Raw genomic sequence first — 16,044 nt, forward strand, 5'->3', positions numbered from 1 at the left:
TTAGCGGTGGCTGATGCGGCGGACGAGCCAGTCACCAAAGCTTTGTACTGCCTGCACGAACACGATCAGGATCACCACCACCGCCACCATCACCTCGGTGATGTAGCGCTGGTAGCCGTAGCGGATGCCCAGGTCGCCCAGGCCGCCGCCGCCGATCGCGCCGGCCATGGCCGAATAGCCGACCAGGCTGACGAAGGTAATGGTCAGGCCGGCGACGATGCCGGGCATGGCCTCGGGCAGCAGCACCTTCCACACGATCTGGCCGGTGGTGGCGCCCATCGACTGGGCCGCCTCGACCAGGCCCTTGTCGACCTCGCGCAGCGCGCTTTCCACCAGGCGCGCGATAAACGGGATCGCCGCGATGGTCAGCGGCACGATCGCCGCCGTGGTGCCGATCGACGAGCCGACGATAAAGCGGGTGAACGGGATCACCACCACCAGCAGGATGATGAACGGGACCGAACGCACCGCGTTGACCACCACGCCGATGGTGCGGTTGAACAGCGGATGCGACAGCACGCCGCCACGGTTGGTCAGGTGCAGCAGCACGCCCAGCGGCACTCCCAGCAGCGAGCCGACCACGCCCGAGATCGCCACCATCAGCAGGGTCTCGTTGAACGAGGTCAGGAACAGGTCAGACATTTCAGACCACATGCTCGAACTCCTCCACCACGACGCCTTGCGCCTGCAGGTATTCCATCGCCGCCTTGACGTCGGCCAGTTCGCCCGTGGCCATGATCGCCAGCGAGCCGAAGGCCTGGCCCTGGATCTCGTCGATATGGCCATGCAGGATATTGAAGTCCAGCCCGTAGCGGCGGATCGCCTGGGCCAGCACCGGCTGGTCGACGCCCTCGCCGGTGAAGGCGAGGCGGTAGACGTGGTCGCGCCCGTTGCCCAGCCGGCTCTCCACGCGCTTGAGCACGCTCGCCGGCAGCTCCTGCGAGATGACGTCGCCGATCATGGCGCGGGTGACCTCATGCTGCGGGCGCAGGAACACGTCGATCACGCGCCCGGTCTCGACCACCTGGCCGGCTTCGAGCACGGCCACGCGGTCGCAGACCTGCTTGATCACTTCCATCTGGTGCGTGATCATCACGACGGTCAGGCCCAGGTCGCGGTTGATCTGCTTGAGCAGCTCCAGGATGGAGCGGGTGGTTTCCGGGTCCAGCGCGGAAGTGGCCTCGTCCGAGAGCAGCACCTTGGGCTTGCTGGCGAGCGCGCGCGCAATGCCCACGCGCTGCTTCTGCCCGCCGCTGATCTGCGCCGGATAGCGGTCCTTCAGCGCCGACAGGCCTACCAGGTCCAGCAGCGGCAGCACCGTCGCGGCGATCTCGGCGCGGGGCTTGCCGGCCAGTTCCAGCGGCAGCGCCACGTTGTCATATACCGTGCGCGACGACAGCAGGTTGAAGTGCTGGAAGATCATGCCGATGTCGCGGCGGGCCAGGCGCAGCGCGCCCTTGTCCAGCGCCGTCAGGTCCTGGCCGGCGACGACCACGCGGCCGCTCGAGGGCCGGTTCAGCAGGTTGATGGCGCGTACCAGCGTACTTTTGCCGGCGCCGCTGCGGCCGATGATGCCGAAGACTTCGCCCGCCGCGATCGACAGGCTGACGTCCCGCAATGCATGCACGTCGCCAGACGCGCCCGGGAAGCGCTGCGACAGTCCTTGCAGTTCGATCATGTAAAGGTGACCAAAAGAAAACGGCAACAGGCGAGGGATCTCCAGCGCTGTTGCCGCTCGTTATTTTTCTGAAGCGCGTATTTTATGCGATTCGCTTCATACCTTAAACGACTTTCTTCCGATGTCTTTATGCGTTTCCGGAATATAAGTACCGCAAAAGTCGATCATGAGCCACGCCATGCCGGCGCGCGCTTGTCGATAAAGGCCTGCACCCCCTCCAGCGCCGACTCGTCCATCATGTTGCAGGCCATGGTCTGGCCGGCAAGCTGGTAGGCGGCCTCGATGCCCATCTCCAGCTGGCGGTAGAACAGGCCCTTGCCGGCAGCCACCGCGGCGGCCGGCTTGGCGCAGATGCTGGCGGCCAGGCGCGCCACCTCGTCGTCCAGCTGCTCGGCGGGCACGACCCGGTTGACCAGGCCGCGCTCGCGCGCGGTGGCGGCGTCGATCATGTCGCCGGTCAGCAGCATCTCCAGCGCCTGCTTGCGGTGCAGGTTGCGCGACAACGCCACCCCGGGCGTCGAACAGAACAGCCCCAGGTTGACGCCGGACACCGCAAAGCGCGCATCGCCGGCGGCCACCGCCAGGTCGCACATCGCCACCAGCTGGCAGCCCGCCGCCGTGGCAATGCCCTGCACGCGCGCAATCACCGGCTGCGGCATCTTCTGGATCGCCATCATCATGCGCGTGCAGCGGTCGAACAGGCGCCGGTAATAGTCATGCGACGGCGAGGCCCGCATCTCGCGCAGGTCGTGCCCGGCGCAGAAGGCCTTGCCGGCGCCGGCCAGCACCACCACGCGCACGGTGTCGTCCGATGCCAGCCGGGCCAGGGCGTCGGTCAGCGCGTCGAGCAGGCCCTCGGACAGCGCATTGAACGCCTGCGGCCGGTTCATGGTCAGGCGCGCCACGCCCGCGGCGTCGCGCGACTCGGTCAGCAGCGGTGCGTCCACGCGGGCATCGTTCTCGGCCATGGCAACGGTCTCCTATCGCTCCAGCAGCACCTTCAGGTGCGCCAGCACGCTGCGGCCCAGCGCGCTCAGGTTGTAGCCCCCTTCCAGGCAGCTGACGATGCGGCCCTGCGCATGGGCGCGCGCGACGTCGATCAGCTGGCCGGTGATCCAGGCGTAATCCGACTCCACCAGGCCCATCTGGCCGAGGTCGTCCTCGCGGTGGGCGTCGAAGCCGGCGGAGATGAACAGCATCTGCGGGCGGAATTCATTGAGCCGCGGCAGCCAGATGGTCTCGACCACTTCGCGCACCGCCATGCCATTGGTATAGGCCGGCAGCGGGATATTGACCATATTGGGCGCGAGATGCTCGGTGCCGCTGTAGGGATAGAACGGGTGCTGGAAGAAGCTGCACATCATCACGTGCTCGTCGCCGCGGAAGGCCGCTTCGGTGCCATTGCCGTGGTGCACATCGAAATCGATGATGGCCACGCGCTCCAGCCCGTGCGCCTGCAGCGCGTGGCGCGCGGCAATCGCAACGTTGTTGAAGAAGCAGAAGCCCATGGCGCGGTCGGGCTCGGCGTGGTGGCCGGGCGGGCGCACGCAGCAGAAGGCGTTCTCGAACTCGCCGGCGATCACCGCGTCGGTGGCCGCCACCGCCGCGCCCGCTGCCAGCGTGGCGGCGGCGAGCGTGTGGGGATTCATCGAGGTGTCCGGATCGATCGCGTGGTAGCCGCTGGCCGGGCTGGCGCTTTCGAGCGAGTCGACGTAATCGGGCCGGTGTACGCGCTCCAGCTGCTCGCGCGTGGCAGGCGCGGCCTCGCGGCGCTCCAGCAGCCCGTCCAGGCCATGCGAAATCAGGTGATCCTCGATCGCCTGCAGGCGCTCCGGGCACTCCGGATGGAAATGCCCCATCTCATGCCGCTGGAACTCGGGGTGCGTGTAATAGCCTGTCGGCATCTCTTATCGTCGCAATGTTGTCTCCAATCGCTACGTTAGCACACGCAAGGCCATGCCACCCAGCGGGGCCGGCGCGCCATGTCGCGGGCGCCGACGCTGCAAATGCCGCAGTGGCATCCGCTATACTCGGTGCGACTTGCAAAGGACACCATGACCGACCCCCAGCGCTCACTGCGACGCCCCCTGCTGGGCGCCGCGCTTTCCGCTGCCGCACTCGGACTCTGCGGCCTCTCCCCCAGCCTGCTCGCCGCCGGCAAGCGCCGCGTCAGCGTGCGCGAGGAAGAGATCGAACCCGGCCGCTACCGCGACAACCCGCAAGCGCGCGCCTTTATCGACGAGATGGTGGCCCGCCACGGCTTTGACCGTGGCACGCTGCAGGAATGGTTCGGCCAGGCGGTTTATTCGGCCACCGTGGTGCGGCTGATCATGCCGCCCGCCACGCCCGGCCGCAAGAGCTGGCGCGCCTACCGCTCGCGCTTTATCGAGCCGATCCGCATCGACGCGGGCGTGCGCTTCTGGCAGGACAACCGCGACACGCTGCGCCGCGCCGAAGCCGAGTTCGGCGTGCCGGCCTCGGTCATCGTCGGCATCATCGGCGTGGAAACCATCTACGGCCGCGACATGGGCACCTTCCGCGTGCTCGACTCGCTGTCCACGCTCGCTTTCGACTACCCGGATACGCCCAACCGCGAAGCCCGCACCGCGCTGTTCCGCGCCCAGCTCGCCGACTACCTGCTGTGGTGCCGCGACACCCACACCGACGTGTACTCGGTGCTGGGCTCCTACGCGGGCGCGATCGGCATCCCGCAGTTCATGCCGACCAGCCTGCGCGAATACGCCATCGATTACGACAACAATGGCCGCATCGACCTGCGCAACAGCCCCACCGACGCCATCGGCAGCGTCGCGCGCTTCCTGCAGCTGCACGGCTGGGAGGCGGGCCGTCCGGTGGTGTGGCGCATTGCCAGCGATCCCGGCAGCCTGGGGGTAGCCGCCGCCGCGGCCGACGGCGAGCCATGGCCGACGCGCACGCTCAACCAGCTGACCCGTGCCGGCCTGCGCGTGGACGAGCCGATCAACCTCGCGCGCGAAGGCGAGACCGGCGTGCTGGTGGTGGACCTGCCCACGCCCGACCAGCCGACCGAGTACCTGCTCGGCCTGCGCAACTTCTACGTGCTGACGCGCTACAACCGCAGCTTCTTCTACGCGCTGGCGGTGTACCAGCTGGGCGAGGCGGTCAAGGCGGCGATGGGCTGACGCACAATCGCCTTCGCCGGGGCGTCCAGACCCGCCGCGAAGGCCCGGATTCCTGCTGGAGAAAGTGCCTTGTCCTCCTCAATGGAGGCAGGGTGGCCGGCTGCGTTCGTTTACAATGGCCGGTCGTTGCCACGCGACTTTCCACATGAGTAATCCGTGACCCAAACCCAGACCCTGATTCCAGCAGAACTGCTTCAGAAGTCGGACAAGATCCTGTTCATCGCCCACCTGGCGCTGGGCGACTTCACTTACCTGCAGAATTTCTTCAAGGCCTTCGCCGAGGCCTACCCGCACCTCAGCGTCCACCTCTGGGTGGATGAAGTGCGGCGCACCAGCAATTCCGCGGAATGGGAGCACCTGAAGAAGTACTCGCTTTACGACTGGGTGGGTGCGTGCGGATTTTTCAAGAAGGTCTATACCCAGACCTACAGCCCTGAACTGTATGAGGCGTCGATCCGCGAGGCCCGGCAGGAGCATTACCCCATCGTGGTCTCGCTGGCCACGCTGCGGCCACACCAGTACGCCACGCTGGCGCGCGCAATCAGTCCCGATGGCTGGATCGTCGGCATGGCAAAACCAGTCAAGTTTTTCCAGCCTCACCATCGGCTGGCCTACCGCAAGCTGGATGCCGCCATTCCCTCATATCGGGTCGACCGCGCCAATCCGCAGCATATCAGTGACGTCTACGCCCACTGGTTCCGGCAGATCGGCGGCCCGGAGGTGGATGTCGCCGGGCGCTTCCCGTTCGTGGAGATCCCCGACGCCTGGCGCCAGCATGCGCACAAGCAGCTGGCAGACTGGGGGTTTGGGCCACGTCCCGGCAAGCTGGTCTTTATCAATCCCTATGCCAAGACCAAAAAGCGTTGCTGGCCGCTGGAGCACGTTGCGGAACTGATCCAGGCCATGCAGCGGCTCGACGCGTGGCGCGACAGCAGCTTCGTGGTCAATGCGGTCCCGCAGGAGCTGGCGCATGCCCGCCAGGTCATCGGCAGTTTCCGCCTGCAGCGCACCGAGCTGTTCAGCGCCGAGGACAACTTCTTCCAGCTCCCGGCACTGCTGGCGCAATGCGACCTCATCATTTCGGTGGAAACCGCCGTGATGCACCTGGCCAATGCGGTCCATGTGCCGGTGATCGCGCTGATGCGCCAGAAGAACCCTGAGTGGACCCCCATCGATCGCAACCACAGCACCGTGATCACTGCCCCCAACGCACGGGACTGGGTCAAGGCCATCTCCGTTGAACAGGTCATCCGAACCATCCAATGAACCCCCAAGCGACCGCCCCTGCGCTCACCGCGACCCCGGAGACGGGTCCGAACGGCAAGCCGTCTTTCCACATCGCATTCTGCGTTGACGATAACTATTTCCGGGCGATGGGCGGCACCATAGGCTCGATCATCGACAACAACCCGGGTCAGCACTTTACCTTCCACGTGCTGACGCTGTCGGCCTCGGCGGACAACCAGCGCCGCCTGGCGCGCCTGGAATCGATGTACCCCGGCGTCAGCACGCGCCTGCATGTGCTGGACCTTGGTTCGTTCAAGCAGTTTTCGCATTTCCTGGGCCACTCGCACTATTCGCTGTCGATCTTCACGCGGCTGGTGATTCCCAGCGTGCTGCAAGGCCAGACGGATCGGGTGCTGTACCTGGACGCCGACATCCTGTGCGTCAACCGGCTGGACGAACTGGTCGACATGGACATCAGCGAGGACATCGCGGTGGTCGTGCCGGACGCGCCGGTCACCCTGCAGCGCCGCGTGGCCGCCCTGGGCCTGAAGCACAACGAGTACTTCAACGGCGGAGTGCTGTTCATCAATATCGAACGCTGGCTGCAAGAGGACATTACCGGGCAGACCATGAAGGCCCTGCTCGAAAGCAAGACGGACATGCGCTTCAACGACCAGGACGCACTGAATATCGTGCTCAACGGCCGCGCCCGCTATGTCTCGCCGCGCTGGAACTACCTGTATGACCTGATTCACGACCTGAACGTGAACAAGTTCGCCATGCGCCCGGTCGGCAAGGCCGTGTTCATCCATTTCGCCGGGTCGGTCAAACCATGGGCGGACTGGAGCGGCCATGACGCGCGCAAGCTATTCCACAAATACCTGGCATTGTCGCCGTGGCAGGATCTGCCGCTCGATCCGGCGCCGCGCAATACCAAGGAAATGCGCATGCATTCGCGCTTCATGTACCGCCAGGGGCGGCCCGCGGAAAGCCTGAAGTGGTATCTGCGCTATCTGCGCAAGCGGGTCCTGAAATAACGGCTTCGTCCGGCGCCCCGCAGCACTACCGAGTCATCTTCAAGAGTCATGGCAATACGAAGCAAGCATATCCTCGTCTCCCGTACTGACAATATCGGCGACATCGTCCTGACGCTGCCCATGGTGGCACGCCTGCGGCAACTGAATCCCGGCGCCAGGATCAGTTTCCTGTGCCGCGCCTATGCCGCGCCGCTGGTGCGCTTTTGCACGGATATCGACCAGGTCATCGAGCTGGAGGATATTGCCGATGCGCCGGCGGAATACCTGAAGCATTCGGATATCGACACCCTGCTGCTGGCGCAACCGGACCGCGACCTGGCATATGCAGCGTTTCGCGCCGGCATCAGGCACCGGATCGGCAATGCGCGGCAAAAGCTGTACCTGCTGTTCTACTGCAACCGCCGGGTGCGCTTCAGCAAGCGGATTTCCGAAGATCACGAGGCCCAGATCAATTTTGAGTTCCTGCGCGCCTTCGGCCCCAGATCGATCCCGACACGCGAAGAGATTCCGGGCATGTATCACTTCGACATCCCGGTCAACAGCGAAATCGCCCGGCAGCTGCAGCCCTACAGCTTCAACCTGGTATTGCATACCAAATCGAACGGACACGGCCGCGAGTGGCCGATCGAACATTACACCGCGCTCGCGCAATTGCTGCGGTCACAGCCGGATGTGCACCTGTGGCTGACCGGCAGCTCCAAAGAAGGGGAATGGCTGAAGACGCACGGGCAGGCGCTGCTGCAGCTACCCAACGTGACCAGCGTCTGCGGCGCCCAGACCCTGGGGCAGCTGACCCAGCTGATCCGGCAGGCAGATGGGCTCATCGCCAGCGGCACCGGACCGTTGCACCTTTCCGCGGCCATTGGCCAGCGTACGCTGGGGCTGTTTCCGCCGACCCGCCCCATGCACCCGGGGCGCTGGGCAGCGCTGGGGCTTCGCGCTCAGAACCTGTCCATGCAGAAGAGCTGCTCGGCCTGCGAGAAGATCGTCGCCGATACCTGTGACTGCATGCGGCAGCTCACGCCGCAGGCGGTGCACGGCATCGTCAACGACTGGATCCTGGAAAAGAGGCAGATGGGGACCAGGGCGCAAGCGGCCAACTGAGGGCCGCCTGGCCGGGTCTTGATGATGAAGGCCAGGAACGCGGCAAGCTGTCGCCGCGTGCCCGCTCAGGCCGGGAAGACGCCCGTGGACAAATAGCGATCGCCCCGGTCGCAAACCACAAAGACGATCGTGGCGTTCTCGACGGTTTCCGCAACCTGCAGGGCCACGCAGAGCGCACCCGCCGCGGAAACCCCGCAGAAGATGCCCTCTTCGGCGGCCATCCGCCGGGCCATGTGCTCGGCATCTGCCTGGCTGACGGGTTCCGTGCGGTCGATAAGCTTCGGGTCGTAGATCTTCGGCATATAGGCTTCCGGCCACTTGCGGATACCCGGAATACGCGAACCTTCCGCAGGCTGCGCGCCAATGACCTGCACCTCGGGGTTCTGCTCCTTCAGGTAGCGCGACACCCCGGTAATGGTGCCCGTTGTCCCCATTGCCGACACGAAGTGGGTAATACGCCCCTGGGTTTCCTGCCAGATCTCGGGCCCGGTGGTTTCATAGTGGGCCAGCGGGTTGTCCGGGTTGGCGAACTGGTCAAGGATCACACCCTTGCCCTCGCGCTCCATGGAATCAGCCAGGTCTCGCGCGTATTCCATGCCGCCCTTGACCGGCGTGAGGATGATCTCCGCGCCATAGGCGGCCATGCTCTGGCGGCGCTCCAGGCTGAGATCCTCCGGCATGATCAGTACCATCTTGTAGCCGCGGATGGCGGCTGCCATGGCCAGTGCAATGCCGGTATTGCCAGAAGTCGCCTCGATCAGGGTATCGCCCGGCTTGATGCGGCCGCGGGCCTCTGCGCGGGCGACCATGGAAAGCGCCGGGCGGTCCTTGACCGATCCTGCCGGATTGTTGCCTTCCAGCTTGCCGAGGATCACATTGCCACGTGCGTCATTGGCGGCACCCGGAATCCGCTGCAACCGGACCAGCGGCGTGTTGCCGATGGTGTCTTCTATTGTCTTGTAGGCCATGGTGCGAGAGTCGTATTTTGGCGCATTGTAAACCACCGCCCTTACCCGTGCCGGCGGCCGGGCTTTGCGCGCCGGCCCCGGCGCACCATGGCCTGGCCGTGGCTACGCGTCCTTGTTGCCGTCACCGAGCAGGTGATAGAGCAGCATGCAGCCAAAGGTCGCGGTACCGATCCCGCCCAGCGTCATGCCGCCAAGCTTGAGCGTCAGATCGCCTGCCGCCACGGTCAGCGTGGCGCCGACGGTGATCAGGTTGCGCGAGCTGGAGAAGTCCACGTGGTTCTGCACCCAGATGCGCCCGGCGGTGGCCGCGATCAGGCCAAAGACCACGATCGTGAGGCCGCCGATGACCGGCCCGGGGATGGTCAGGATCAGCGCACCAAACTTGGGCGAGAAGCCAAGCAGGATGGCAACCGCCGCGGCCACGACAAAGATCAGCGTGGAGTAGATCTTGGTGACCGCCATCACGCCCATGTTCTCGGCATAAGTCGTTACGCCGGTGCCGCCGCCGCTGGCGGAGAGGATGGTGGCGATACCGTCGCCGATGAAGGCCCGGCCGATATACGGGTCGAGATTGCGGCCGGTCATCACGCCAATTGCCTTGATGTGGCCCAGGTTCTCCGCCACCAGCACGATGGCCACCGGTGCCACGAGCATCATGGCACCGACATTGAAGACGGGCGCCGTGAAGGCAGGCATCCCGAACCAGCTGGCCGCCGCCACGCCTGAAAAATCAATCGGCTTGCCCAGGCCCATCAGGTTGGCGCCGACATAGTAGACAAGGTAGCCCGCCAGGCCGCCGATCAGCACCGGCAGCCGTCCGAGCATGCCCGGCGCACGCACCGCCACCAGGCCGACCGCCAGCACGGCAAGCAGCCCGACCCAGGTATCGAACGACGACCCGCTGACTGCCTTCACCGCCACGGGGGCCAGGTTCAGCCCGATGGCAGCCACGATCGCACCCGTGACGACCGGCGGCATGAGCCGCTCGACCCACGCATAGCCGACCGCCTGCACCACCAGGCCTATCACCGTGTACAGCACCCCCGCGGCGATGATGCCGCCGAGCGCAACGGGAATATTGGGATTGGGCCCGCTGCCGGCATAGCCGGTTGCGGCAATGACGACGGCGATAAAGGCGAAGCTGGAGCCGAGATAGCTCGGCACCCGCCCGCGTACGCAAAGAAAGAAGATGAGCGTGCCGATGCCCGAGAAAAGGATGGCGATGTTGGGGTTGAACCCCATCAGGATAGGCGCGATTGCCGTCGAACCGAACATTGCCACCACATGCTGGACCCCTGCGAGCACGGTCTGCCCGGCAGGCAAGCGCTCGTCAGGTCCGATCACGCCCTCGGTCTTGAGACGCCATCGCGGCAGGAATCCGGCGTCATCGCCATTGTTCATTGTTTTCTCCCTGTTGTTTGGTCCGCGGTTTGGTCAGGCGGTCTGGCCAGGCGGCCGGCTTGGCCGCCGCGGCGTCCGCATGATACTCCGGCCCCGGCAGCACGCGAAGGCCTGCGCCTTGCGCTGTGGCATCGCCGCCGCGGCCGGCCGGAGGACATCAGGGAGAAGTGAGCAGGCAGAATGGCGGCATGCACGGCAGGCTATCGCCGCGATGCCGCCAGGCGCTAGCGCGCGGCCGGCTTCTTGCCCGGCGCTGCTGCCGGAGCCGCCGCTGCCGCCGGCGCCGCAGCGGTCTTGGTTGCGGGCGCGGCAGCCTTGGCCCCGAACGTCAGCCCGGCCTCCTGAAGCCGGGCGACGGATTTCGGGCCCACGCCGCTGACCCGCTGGGCAAGGTCTCCGGCATCCTTGTAGGGGCCATGCTGGTTGCGCTCATCGACAACACGCTTGGCGGTGGCAGGGCCAATGCCCTTGATCGAGGTCAGCGCCGCCTCGTCAGCCGTGTTGACATCCACTGCAGCAAAGGCAGCGCCCGCCAGGAACATCCAGGCTGCCGCAAGCAGGCAGCCTTGTCCGAACCACGTCTTTAGCATTTGTGAAGCTCCTTCCGGTTGGGCGCCTCGCCGGGATTGGCAAGGGCAGGAACAGGATAGGGCTCACCGCATGCGCCGGCGCACGCGGCAACACACGTTCACAAGGTTACACAGAAGCGTGTCCGGAGCGGATCGCGGCGCGGCGCTCAGGCACCATGTGCCAGCAGCCACTCGCAATAGCGCGCAACACCCTCTTGCGCGAGAACGAAGGGCGCGGTATAGCCAGCGCTGCGCAGCCGGCTCACATCGGACTGGGTAAAGCACTGGTACCTGCCGCGCAGCGCTTCGGGAAAGCGGGAATACTCGATGAGGCCTTCCTGCACGATCTCGTCCAGCGTCAGGGCAGTCTTGCCTTCAGACAGCCTCACCGTATTGACCACGGTGCGGGCGATATCGTTGAAGGTCTCGGCACGCCCTGTGCCGACATTGAAGATCCCCGACCTGCCCTGGTGCTGCAGGAAGTGGAGGTTGACCTTCACCACGTCTTCCACGGCCACAAAATCATGGCTGTGGGCGCCGGGGCCGTACCCTCCGTACTCGCCAAAAATCTTGATCGCGCCCTCGGCGCGGAACTGCTCGAGGCCCTGCAGCACCATCGATGCCATGCGGCCCTTGTGGGTTTCGCCGGGGCCATAGACGCTGAAATAGCGCAGGCCAACCACCTGCGACAAGGCGCCCGCCATGGCACGCCTGGCCACCTGGTCGAACAGGAATTTCGAATAGCCGTAGATGGCGAGCGGATGTTCGCAATCGCGCTCCTCGCGGAACCCCGGCGCGGCCCCGTACACGGCAGCGGTCGACGCGTAGATGAACTGCACGCCCTGCGCCAGGCACGCTTCCATCAGCGCCTGGCTGTAGCGGTAGTTGTTGGCCATCACATAGCGGCCGTCCTGTTCCGCGGTGTCGGTGCACGCGCCCTGGTGGAAGACGGCCTTCACCTTGCCGAAGTCCCCGCGCGTGAAGAGGGCCAGGAAATCGTCCTTGTCGATGTAGTCCCGGATATCGCAATCCACCAGGTTGCGGAATTTTTCGCAGCGCGCCAGGTTGTCGACGGCAAGGACATTGTCCTCGCCATGCGCGTTCAGTCCCTTGATAAGGTTGCTGCCGACAAATCCGGCAGCCCCTGTGACGATGATGGCCATGTTCGATTCAACGATCAGTTCGACACTGCGCTGAGGATCCGGCTGACGCGCGTCGGTAAGTTGGCGGCGCTTCAGCCGGCGGCCCCGAACAGTTCGGGATAGCTAACCACTGCGGTACCCAGCTTGCCGACCACGATGCCGCCGGCCCGGTTGGCGAGCTGGACTGCCTGCTTGAGCGGCGCACCCGCCGCCATCATGGTGGCCAGCGTTGCAATCACGGTATCGCCCGCCCCCGATACATCATAGACTTCGCGCGCCTGGGCCGAAACATGCAGGACCTCGGCCTCGGTGTACAGCGTCATGCCTTCCTCCGAGCGCGTCAGCAGCAGGGCTTCCAGCTGCAGTTCGCGCCGCAGGTTCTGCGCCCGCGCGGTCAGGTCGTGCTCGCTCTTCCAGGCACCGACCACACGCCGCATCTCGGCACGGTTCGGCGTGATCAGGGTGGCGCCGCGGTACTTGGAATAATCATCCCCCTTGGGGTCAACCAGCACCTTGCGCCCGGCGGCACGGCCCGCCTCCACCATCCGGCCGACATGGGTGAGTCCACCCTTGCCATAGTCGGACAGCACCAGCACCTCATATTGCCGGATCAGCTCGTTGAAGCCCTCGAGCACCGACAACAGCACTTCATGCGTGGGCGCTTTCTCGAAATCGACCCGCAGCAGCTGCTGCTGGTGCGCCAGTACGCGCAGCTTGATGGTGGTGCTCAGCGACGGATCGCGCATCAGGTAAGGCTGCACACGGCTCTCGGCGAGCAGTGCCTCCAGCGTGCGGCCCGGCTCGTCCTCGCCGACCACGCCCAGCATGCCGACACGGGCACCCAGGGCGGCCGCATTGCGGGCCACGTTGGCGGCGCCTCCAAGGCGTTCGTCGCTGCGCTTTACCTGGACCACGGGTACCGGTGCCTCCGGGGAGATCCGGTCCACATCGCCGAACCAGTAGCGGTCGAGCATCATGTCGCCCACCACGAGGATGCTGGACTGGCTGATCTGTTCCTGCGAAACGCTGTTCTTGCTCATGGAGTTTCCTTGGCAACATCCGGGTCAATGCCCACCGGCATGTTGCATTGCATAATCATTGAGCCGGGTTCACTGCCCCGGCATGCCCCGGCCGATCGCCTGATACTCGATGCCCTGTTCGACCATCGCCTCGGGCTCATACAGATTGCGCCCGTCGAAGATCACCGGCGTCTTCAGGCGCTGCTTGATCTGGCCGAAGTCGGGGCTGCGGAACACCTTCCATTCGGTCACGATCGCCAGGGCGTCGGCGCCATCGAGCGCATCCATCTGGTGCTCGTGGAAGCTTACCCGCGCGGCGGCGCCAGGCAGGTCGGCCAGGTCGGCATCGAACACGCGCCGGGCCTCGGCCATCGATACCGGGTCGTGCACGCGCAGCGACGCGCCGCGCGACACCAGTTCGCGCGCCAGCACCCGCGACGGCGCCTCGCGCATATCGTCGGTATTGGGCTTGAACGCCAGGCCCCAGAGCGCAAAGGTGCGGCCGGTCAGGTCGTCGCCGAAGCGGCGCACGATCTTGTCGCCCAGCACGCGCTTCTGCGCGTCGTTGACGGCCTCCACCGCTTCCAGCACGCGCATCGGCTTGCCGTGGTCGGCGGCGGTGCGCATCAGCGCCTGCACGTCCTTGGGAAAGCACGAGCCGCCATAGCCCGCGCCGGCATACAGGAAACTGTAGCCGATGCGCGGGTCCGAGCCGATGCCCATGCGCACCAGTTCGATATCGGCGCCCACCTCATCGGCCAGGTTGGCCAGCTCGTTCATGAACGAGATACGCGTGGCCAGCATCGAGTTGGCCGCGTACTTGGTGAACTCCGCCGAGCGCACGTCCATGTAGAAGGTGCGTTCATGGTGGCGGTTGAACGGCGCATACAGCTGGCGCATGGTGGCCTGCGCGTGTCGGCCCGCAACATCGGCATTGCAGCCCAGCACGATGCGGTCCGGGCGCATGAAGTCCTCGACCGCGGCGCCCTCCTTCAGGAACTCGGGGTTCGACACCACCGAGAACTGCAGGTCTTCGAGCCCGCGCGCGGCCAGTTCCTCGCGGATCACGGCGGTCACCCGGTCGCCGGTGCCCACCGGCACGGTCGACTTGTCGACCACCACCTTGAACCCGGTCATGTGGCGGCCGATATTGCGGGCCGCCGCCAGCACGTACTTGAGGTCGGCAGAGCCGTCTTCGTCCGGCGGCGTGCCCACGGCGATGAACTGCACGTCGGCGTGCTCGACGCTGGCGGCCACATCGGTGGAAAAGGTCAGGCGGCCCGCGGCACGGTTGCGCTGGATCAGTTCCTGCAGGCCCGGCTCGTAGATCGGCACGCCGCCCGCGTTGAGCAGCGCGATCTTCTGTTCGTCGAGGTCCAGGCAGAACACATCGTTGCCCTGCTCCGCCAGGCATGCGCCGGTAACGAGACCGACATAGCCGCTGCCAATAATGGTGACTTTCATAGCTTCAATTCAAGATCTGTTGCACCGGCCGCCGGGATCAGCCGAGGGTCTCGGAACGCCGCGGGGCATAGGTTTCCCAGCGGTTGCAGCCCGGGCATTGCCAATAGAAAAGCCGGGCACGGAAGCCGCAATCGCGGCAGGTGTAGCGCGCCAGGTTGCGGGTGCGCAGCTGCAGCAGGTCGCGGATGGCGGCGGTTTCCTTGCCTGCCGCATCACCGTCCTCCGCGCCGTCGTCAGCACCATCGGCCGGGCCCGCCGGGGTCTCGCCGATGGTCTGCGTGGCCGCCGCCACGGCCGCCTGCGCCTCGAAATACCTGGTCAGGGCCAGCAGCGTCGGCTGGCGGCGCAGCTGTTCGCGCATCAGGCGCGCCGCGGCTTCAGGGCCGTTCACTTCCAGTTCGGCCCTGTAGGCGGTATCAAGCACCTCAGGCGCCAGCTTGCCCTTGAGCAGGCCGCGCAGCCATTCCAGCGCCGCGCCTTGCTCGTCCAGGCTGGCATAGGCCTTGACCACGCGGTCGGCCACCAGCGGCAGGAAGGACGCGTCCTGCCGCTCGATGCCCAGCCAATGGCCAAGCGCCGCGCGCGCGTCGCCTGCCGCCGCGGCCACGTCGCCCAGCAGGATCGGGGCACGCACGTTGGCGGGATTCTCGGCGACGGCCTGGTTCAGCCATTTCACCGCATCTTCCGGGCGTTTGCGCTGCAGCGCATCCTGCGCCAGTTCGCAGCAGAACTGGGCGATCTGCAGGCTGTAGTTCTTCTGCTCCAGCGTCTGCAGCTCACGCGCGGCTTCGATCGCCTTCTGCCACTCCTTCTCCACCTCATAGAGCTCGAGCAGCACGCGCTTGGCCGAGGCCGCATAAGGGCCCGACATCAGCCGGCGCAGCGATTCCTCGGCGCGGTCCAGCAGGCCCGCGCGCAGGAAGTCCTGGCCCAGCTCGAACAGCGCGTGCTCGCGCTCAGGCTCCGGCAGGTCAGGACGCGTGGCCAGGTTCTGGTGCACGCGGATGGCGCGCTCGGTCTCGCCGCGGCGGCGGAACAGCGCGCCCAGCGCAAAGTGCAGCTCGGTGGTTTCCGGGTCCAGCCGGGCCACTTCGACAAAGGCATCGATGGCCTGGTCGGGCTGCTCGTTGAGCAGGAAATTCAGGCCCTTGAAGTAGGAGCGCGGCAAGGCGCCCTGCTCGCTGATCAGCTGGCGCACGTCGAAGCGCGCCGCCATCCAGCCAAGGCCAAAGACAAGTGGCAGCGCCAGCAGCCACCAGGTTTCAAACATCATG

At 65.8% G+C, this 16,044-nt stretch carries 15 protein-coding genes; 4 read left to right on the forward strand and 11 right to left on the reverse strand.

From position 1 onward, the window contains the following. From ACZ5MJ_RS14050 to ACZ5MJ_RS14065, 4 genes are all read right to left on the reverse strand, one after another. A complete protein-coding gene (locus ACZ5MJ_RS14050; RefSeq protein ID WP_464220085.1) occupies positions 1-654 on the reverse strand; it encodes a methionine ABC transporter permease in 654 nt (217 codons plus the stop codon). Beyond that, on the reverse strand, positions 644-1,678 hold the full coding sequence (locus tag ACZ5MJ_RS14055; RefSeq protein ID WP_464220087.1) for a methionine ABC transporter ATP-binding protein: 1,035 nt from the start codon (positions 1,676-1,678) through the stop codon (positions 644-646). Before ACZ5MJ_RS14055 ends, ACZ5MJ_RS14050 begins: the two co-directional genes overlap by 11 nt. A gap of 164 nt (positions 1,679-1,842) precedes the next feature. After that, a complete protein-coding gene (locus ACZ5MJ_RS14060) occupies positions 1,843-2,646 on the reverse strand; it encodes an enoyl-CoA hydratase (protein WP_464220089.1) in 804 nt (267 codons plus the stop codon). Between the two features lie 12 nt (positions 2,647-2,658). Further along, positions 2,659-3,582 carry a histone deacetylase family protein gene (locus ACZ5MJ_RS14065; protein WP_464220091.1) on the reverse strand — a complete coding sequence of 308 codons (924 nt, stop codon included), beginning with the start codon at positions 3,580-3,582 and terminating at the stop codon, positions 2,659-2,661. 150 nt (positions 3,583-3,732) lie between these two features. Between ACZ5MJ_RS14065 and mltB the strand changes: the two genes are divergently transcribed. The 4 genes from mltB (at position 3,733) to ACZ5MJ_RS14085 (ending at position 8,207) form a co-directional block, all read left to right on the forward strand. Then, positions 3,733-4,839 (forward strand): lytic murein transglycosylase B, encoded by a 1,107-nt coding sequence (gene mltB, locus ACZ5MJ_RS14070; protein WP_464220093.1) that lies wholly within the window; start codon positions 3,733-3,735, stop codon positions 4,837-4,839. Positions 4,840-4,995: 156 nt separating this feature from the next. Next, on the forward strand, positions 4,996-6,105 hold the full coding sequence (locus tag ACZ5MJ_RS14075; RefSeq protein WP_464220095.1) for a glycosyltransferase family 9 protein: 1,110 nt from the start codon (positions 4,996-4,998) through the stop codon (positions 6,103-6,105). Beyond that, complete coding sequence (locus ACZ5MJ_RS14080; protein WP_464220098.1) at positions 6,102-7,103, forward strand: glycosyltransferase family 8 protein; 1,002 nt, start codon at positions 6,102-6,104, stop codon at positions 7,101-7,103. Before ACZ5MJ_RS14075 ends, ACZ5MJ_RS14080 begins: the two co-directional genes overlap by 4 nt. Positions 7,104-7,151: 48 nt before the next feature. Continuing rightward, positions 7,152-8,207 carry a glycosyltransferase family 9 protein gene (locus ACZ5MJ_RS14085; RefSeq protein WP_464220100.1) on the forward strand — a complete coding sequence of 352 codons (1,056 nt, stop codon included), beginning with the start codon at positions 7,152-7,154 and terminating at the stop codon, positions 8,205-8,207. 65 nt (positions 8,208-8,272) lie between these two features. On the opposite strand, the gene cysM is transcribed toward ACZ5MJ_RS14085, so the two are convergent. From cysM to lapB, 7 genes are all read right to left on the reverse strand, one after another. Continuing rightward, a complete protein-coding gene (gene cysM, locus ACZ5MJ_RS14090) occupies positions 8,273-9,175 on the reverse strand; it encodes a cysteine synthase CysM (protein WP_464220101.1) in 903 nt (300 codons plus the stop codon). Positions 9,176-9,277: 102 nt separating this feature from the next. Beyond that, entirely contained in the window at positions 9,278-10,576 is a 1,299-nt protein-coding gene (locus ACZ5MJ_RS14095; protein WP_464220103.1) for a solute carrier family 23 protein, read from the reverse strand. Positions 10,577-10,800: 224 nt separating this feature from the next. Continuing rightward, positions 10,801-11,166, reverse strand: coding sequence for a ComEA family DNA-binding protein (locus ACZ5MJ_RS14100; protein WP_464220104.1), 366 nt, complete (start codon positions 11,164-11,166; stop codon positions 10,801-10,803). 146 nt (positions 11,167-11,312) lie between these two features. Further along, positions 11,313-12,308: an ADP-glyceromanno-heptose 6-epimerase gene (rfaD, locus tag ACZ5MJ_RS14105; protein WP_464220106.1), complete on the reverse strand. Its 996-nt coding sequence runs from the start codon at positions 12,306-12,308 to the stop codon at positions 11,313-11,315. Positions 12,309-12,379: 71 nt separating this feature from the next. Then, on the reverse strand, positions 12,380-13,327 hold the full coding sequence (gene rfaE1, locus ACZ5MJ_RS14110) for a D-glycero-beta-D-manno-heptose-7-phosphate kinase (protein ID WP_464220108.1): 948 nt from the start codon (positions 13,325-13,327) through the stop codon (positions 12,380-12,382). Positions 13,328-13,396: 69 nt separating this feature from the next. Next, positions 13,397-14,770, reverse strand: coding sequence for a UDP-glucose dehydrogenase family protein (locus tag ACZ5MJ_RS14115; RefSeq protein WP_464220109.1), 1,374 nt, complete (start codon positions 14,768-14,770; stop codon positions 13,397-13,399). A gap of 37 nt (positions 14,771-14,807) precedes the next feature. Further along, positions 14,808-16,043 (reverse strand): lipopolysaccharide assembly protein LapB, encoded by a 1,236-nt coding sequence (lapB, locus tag ACZ5MJ_RS14120; protein WP_464220111.1) that lies wholly within the window; start codon positions 16,041-16,043, stop codon positions 14,808-14,810. Between the last annotated feature and the right edge of the window lies 1 nt (position 16,044).

The organism is Cupriavidus sp. LA-1, from assembly GCF_055385985.1.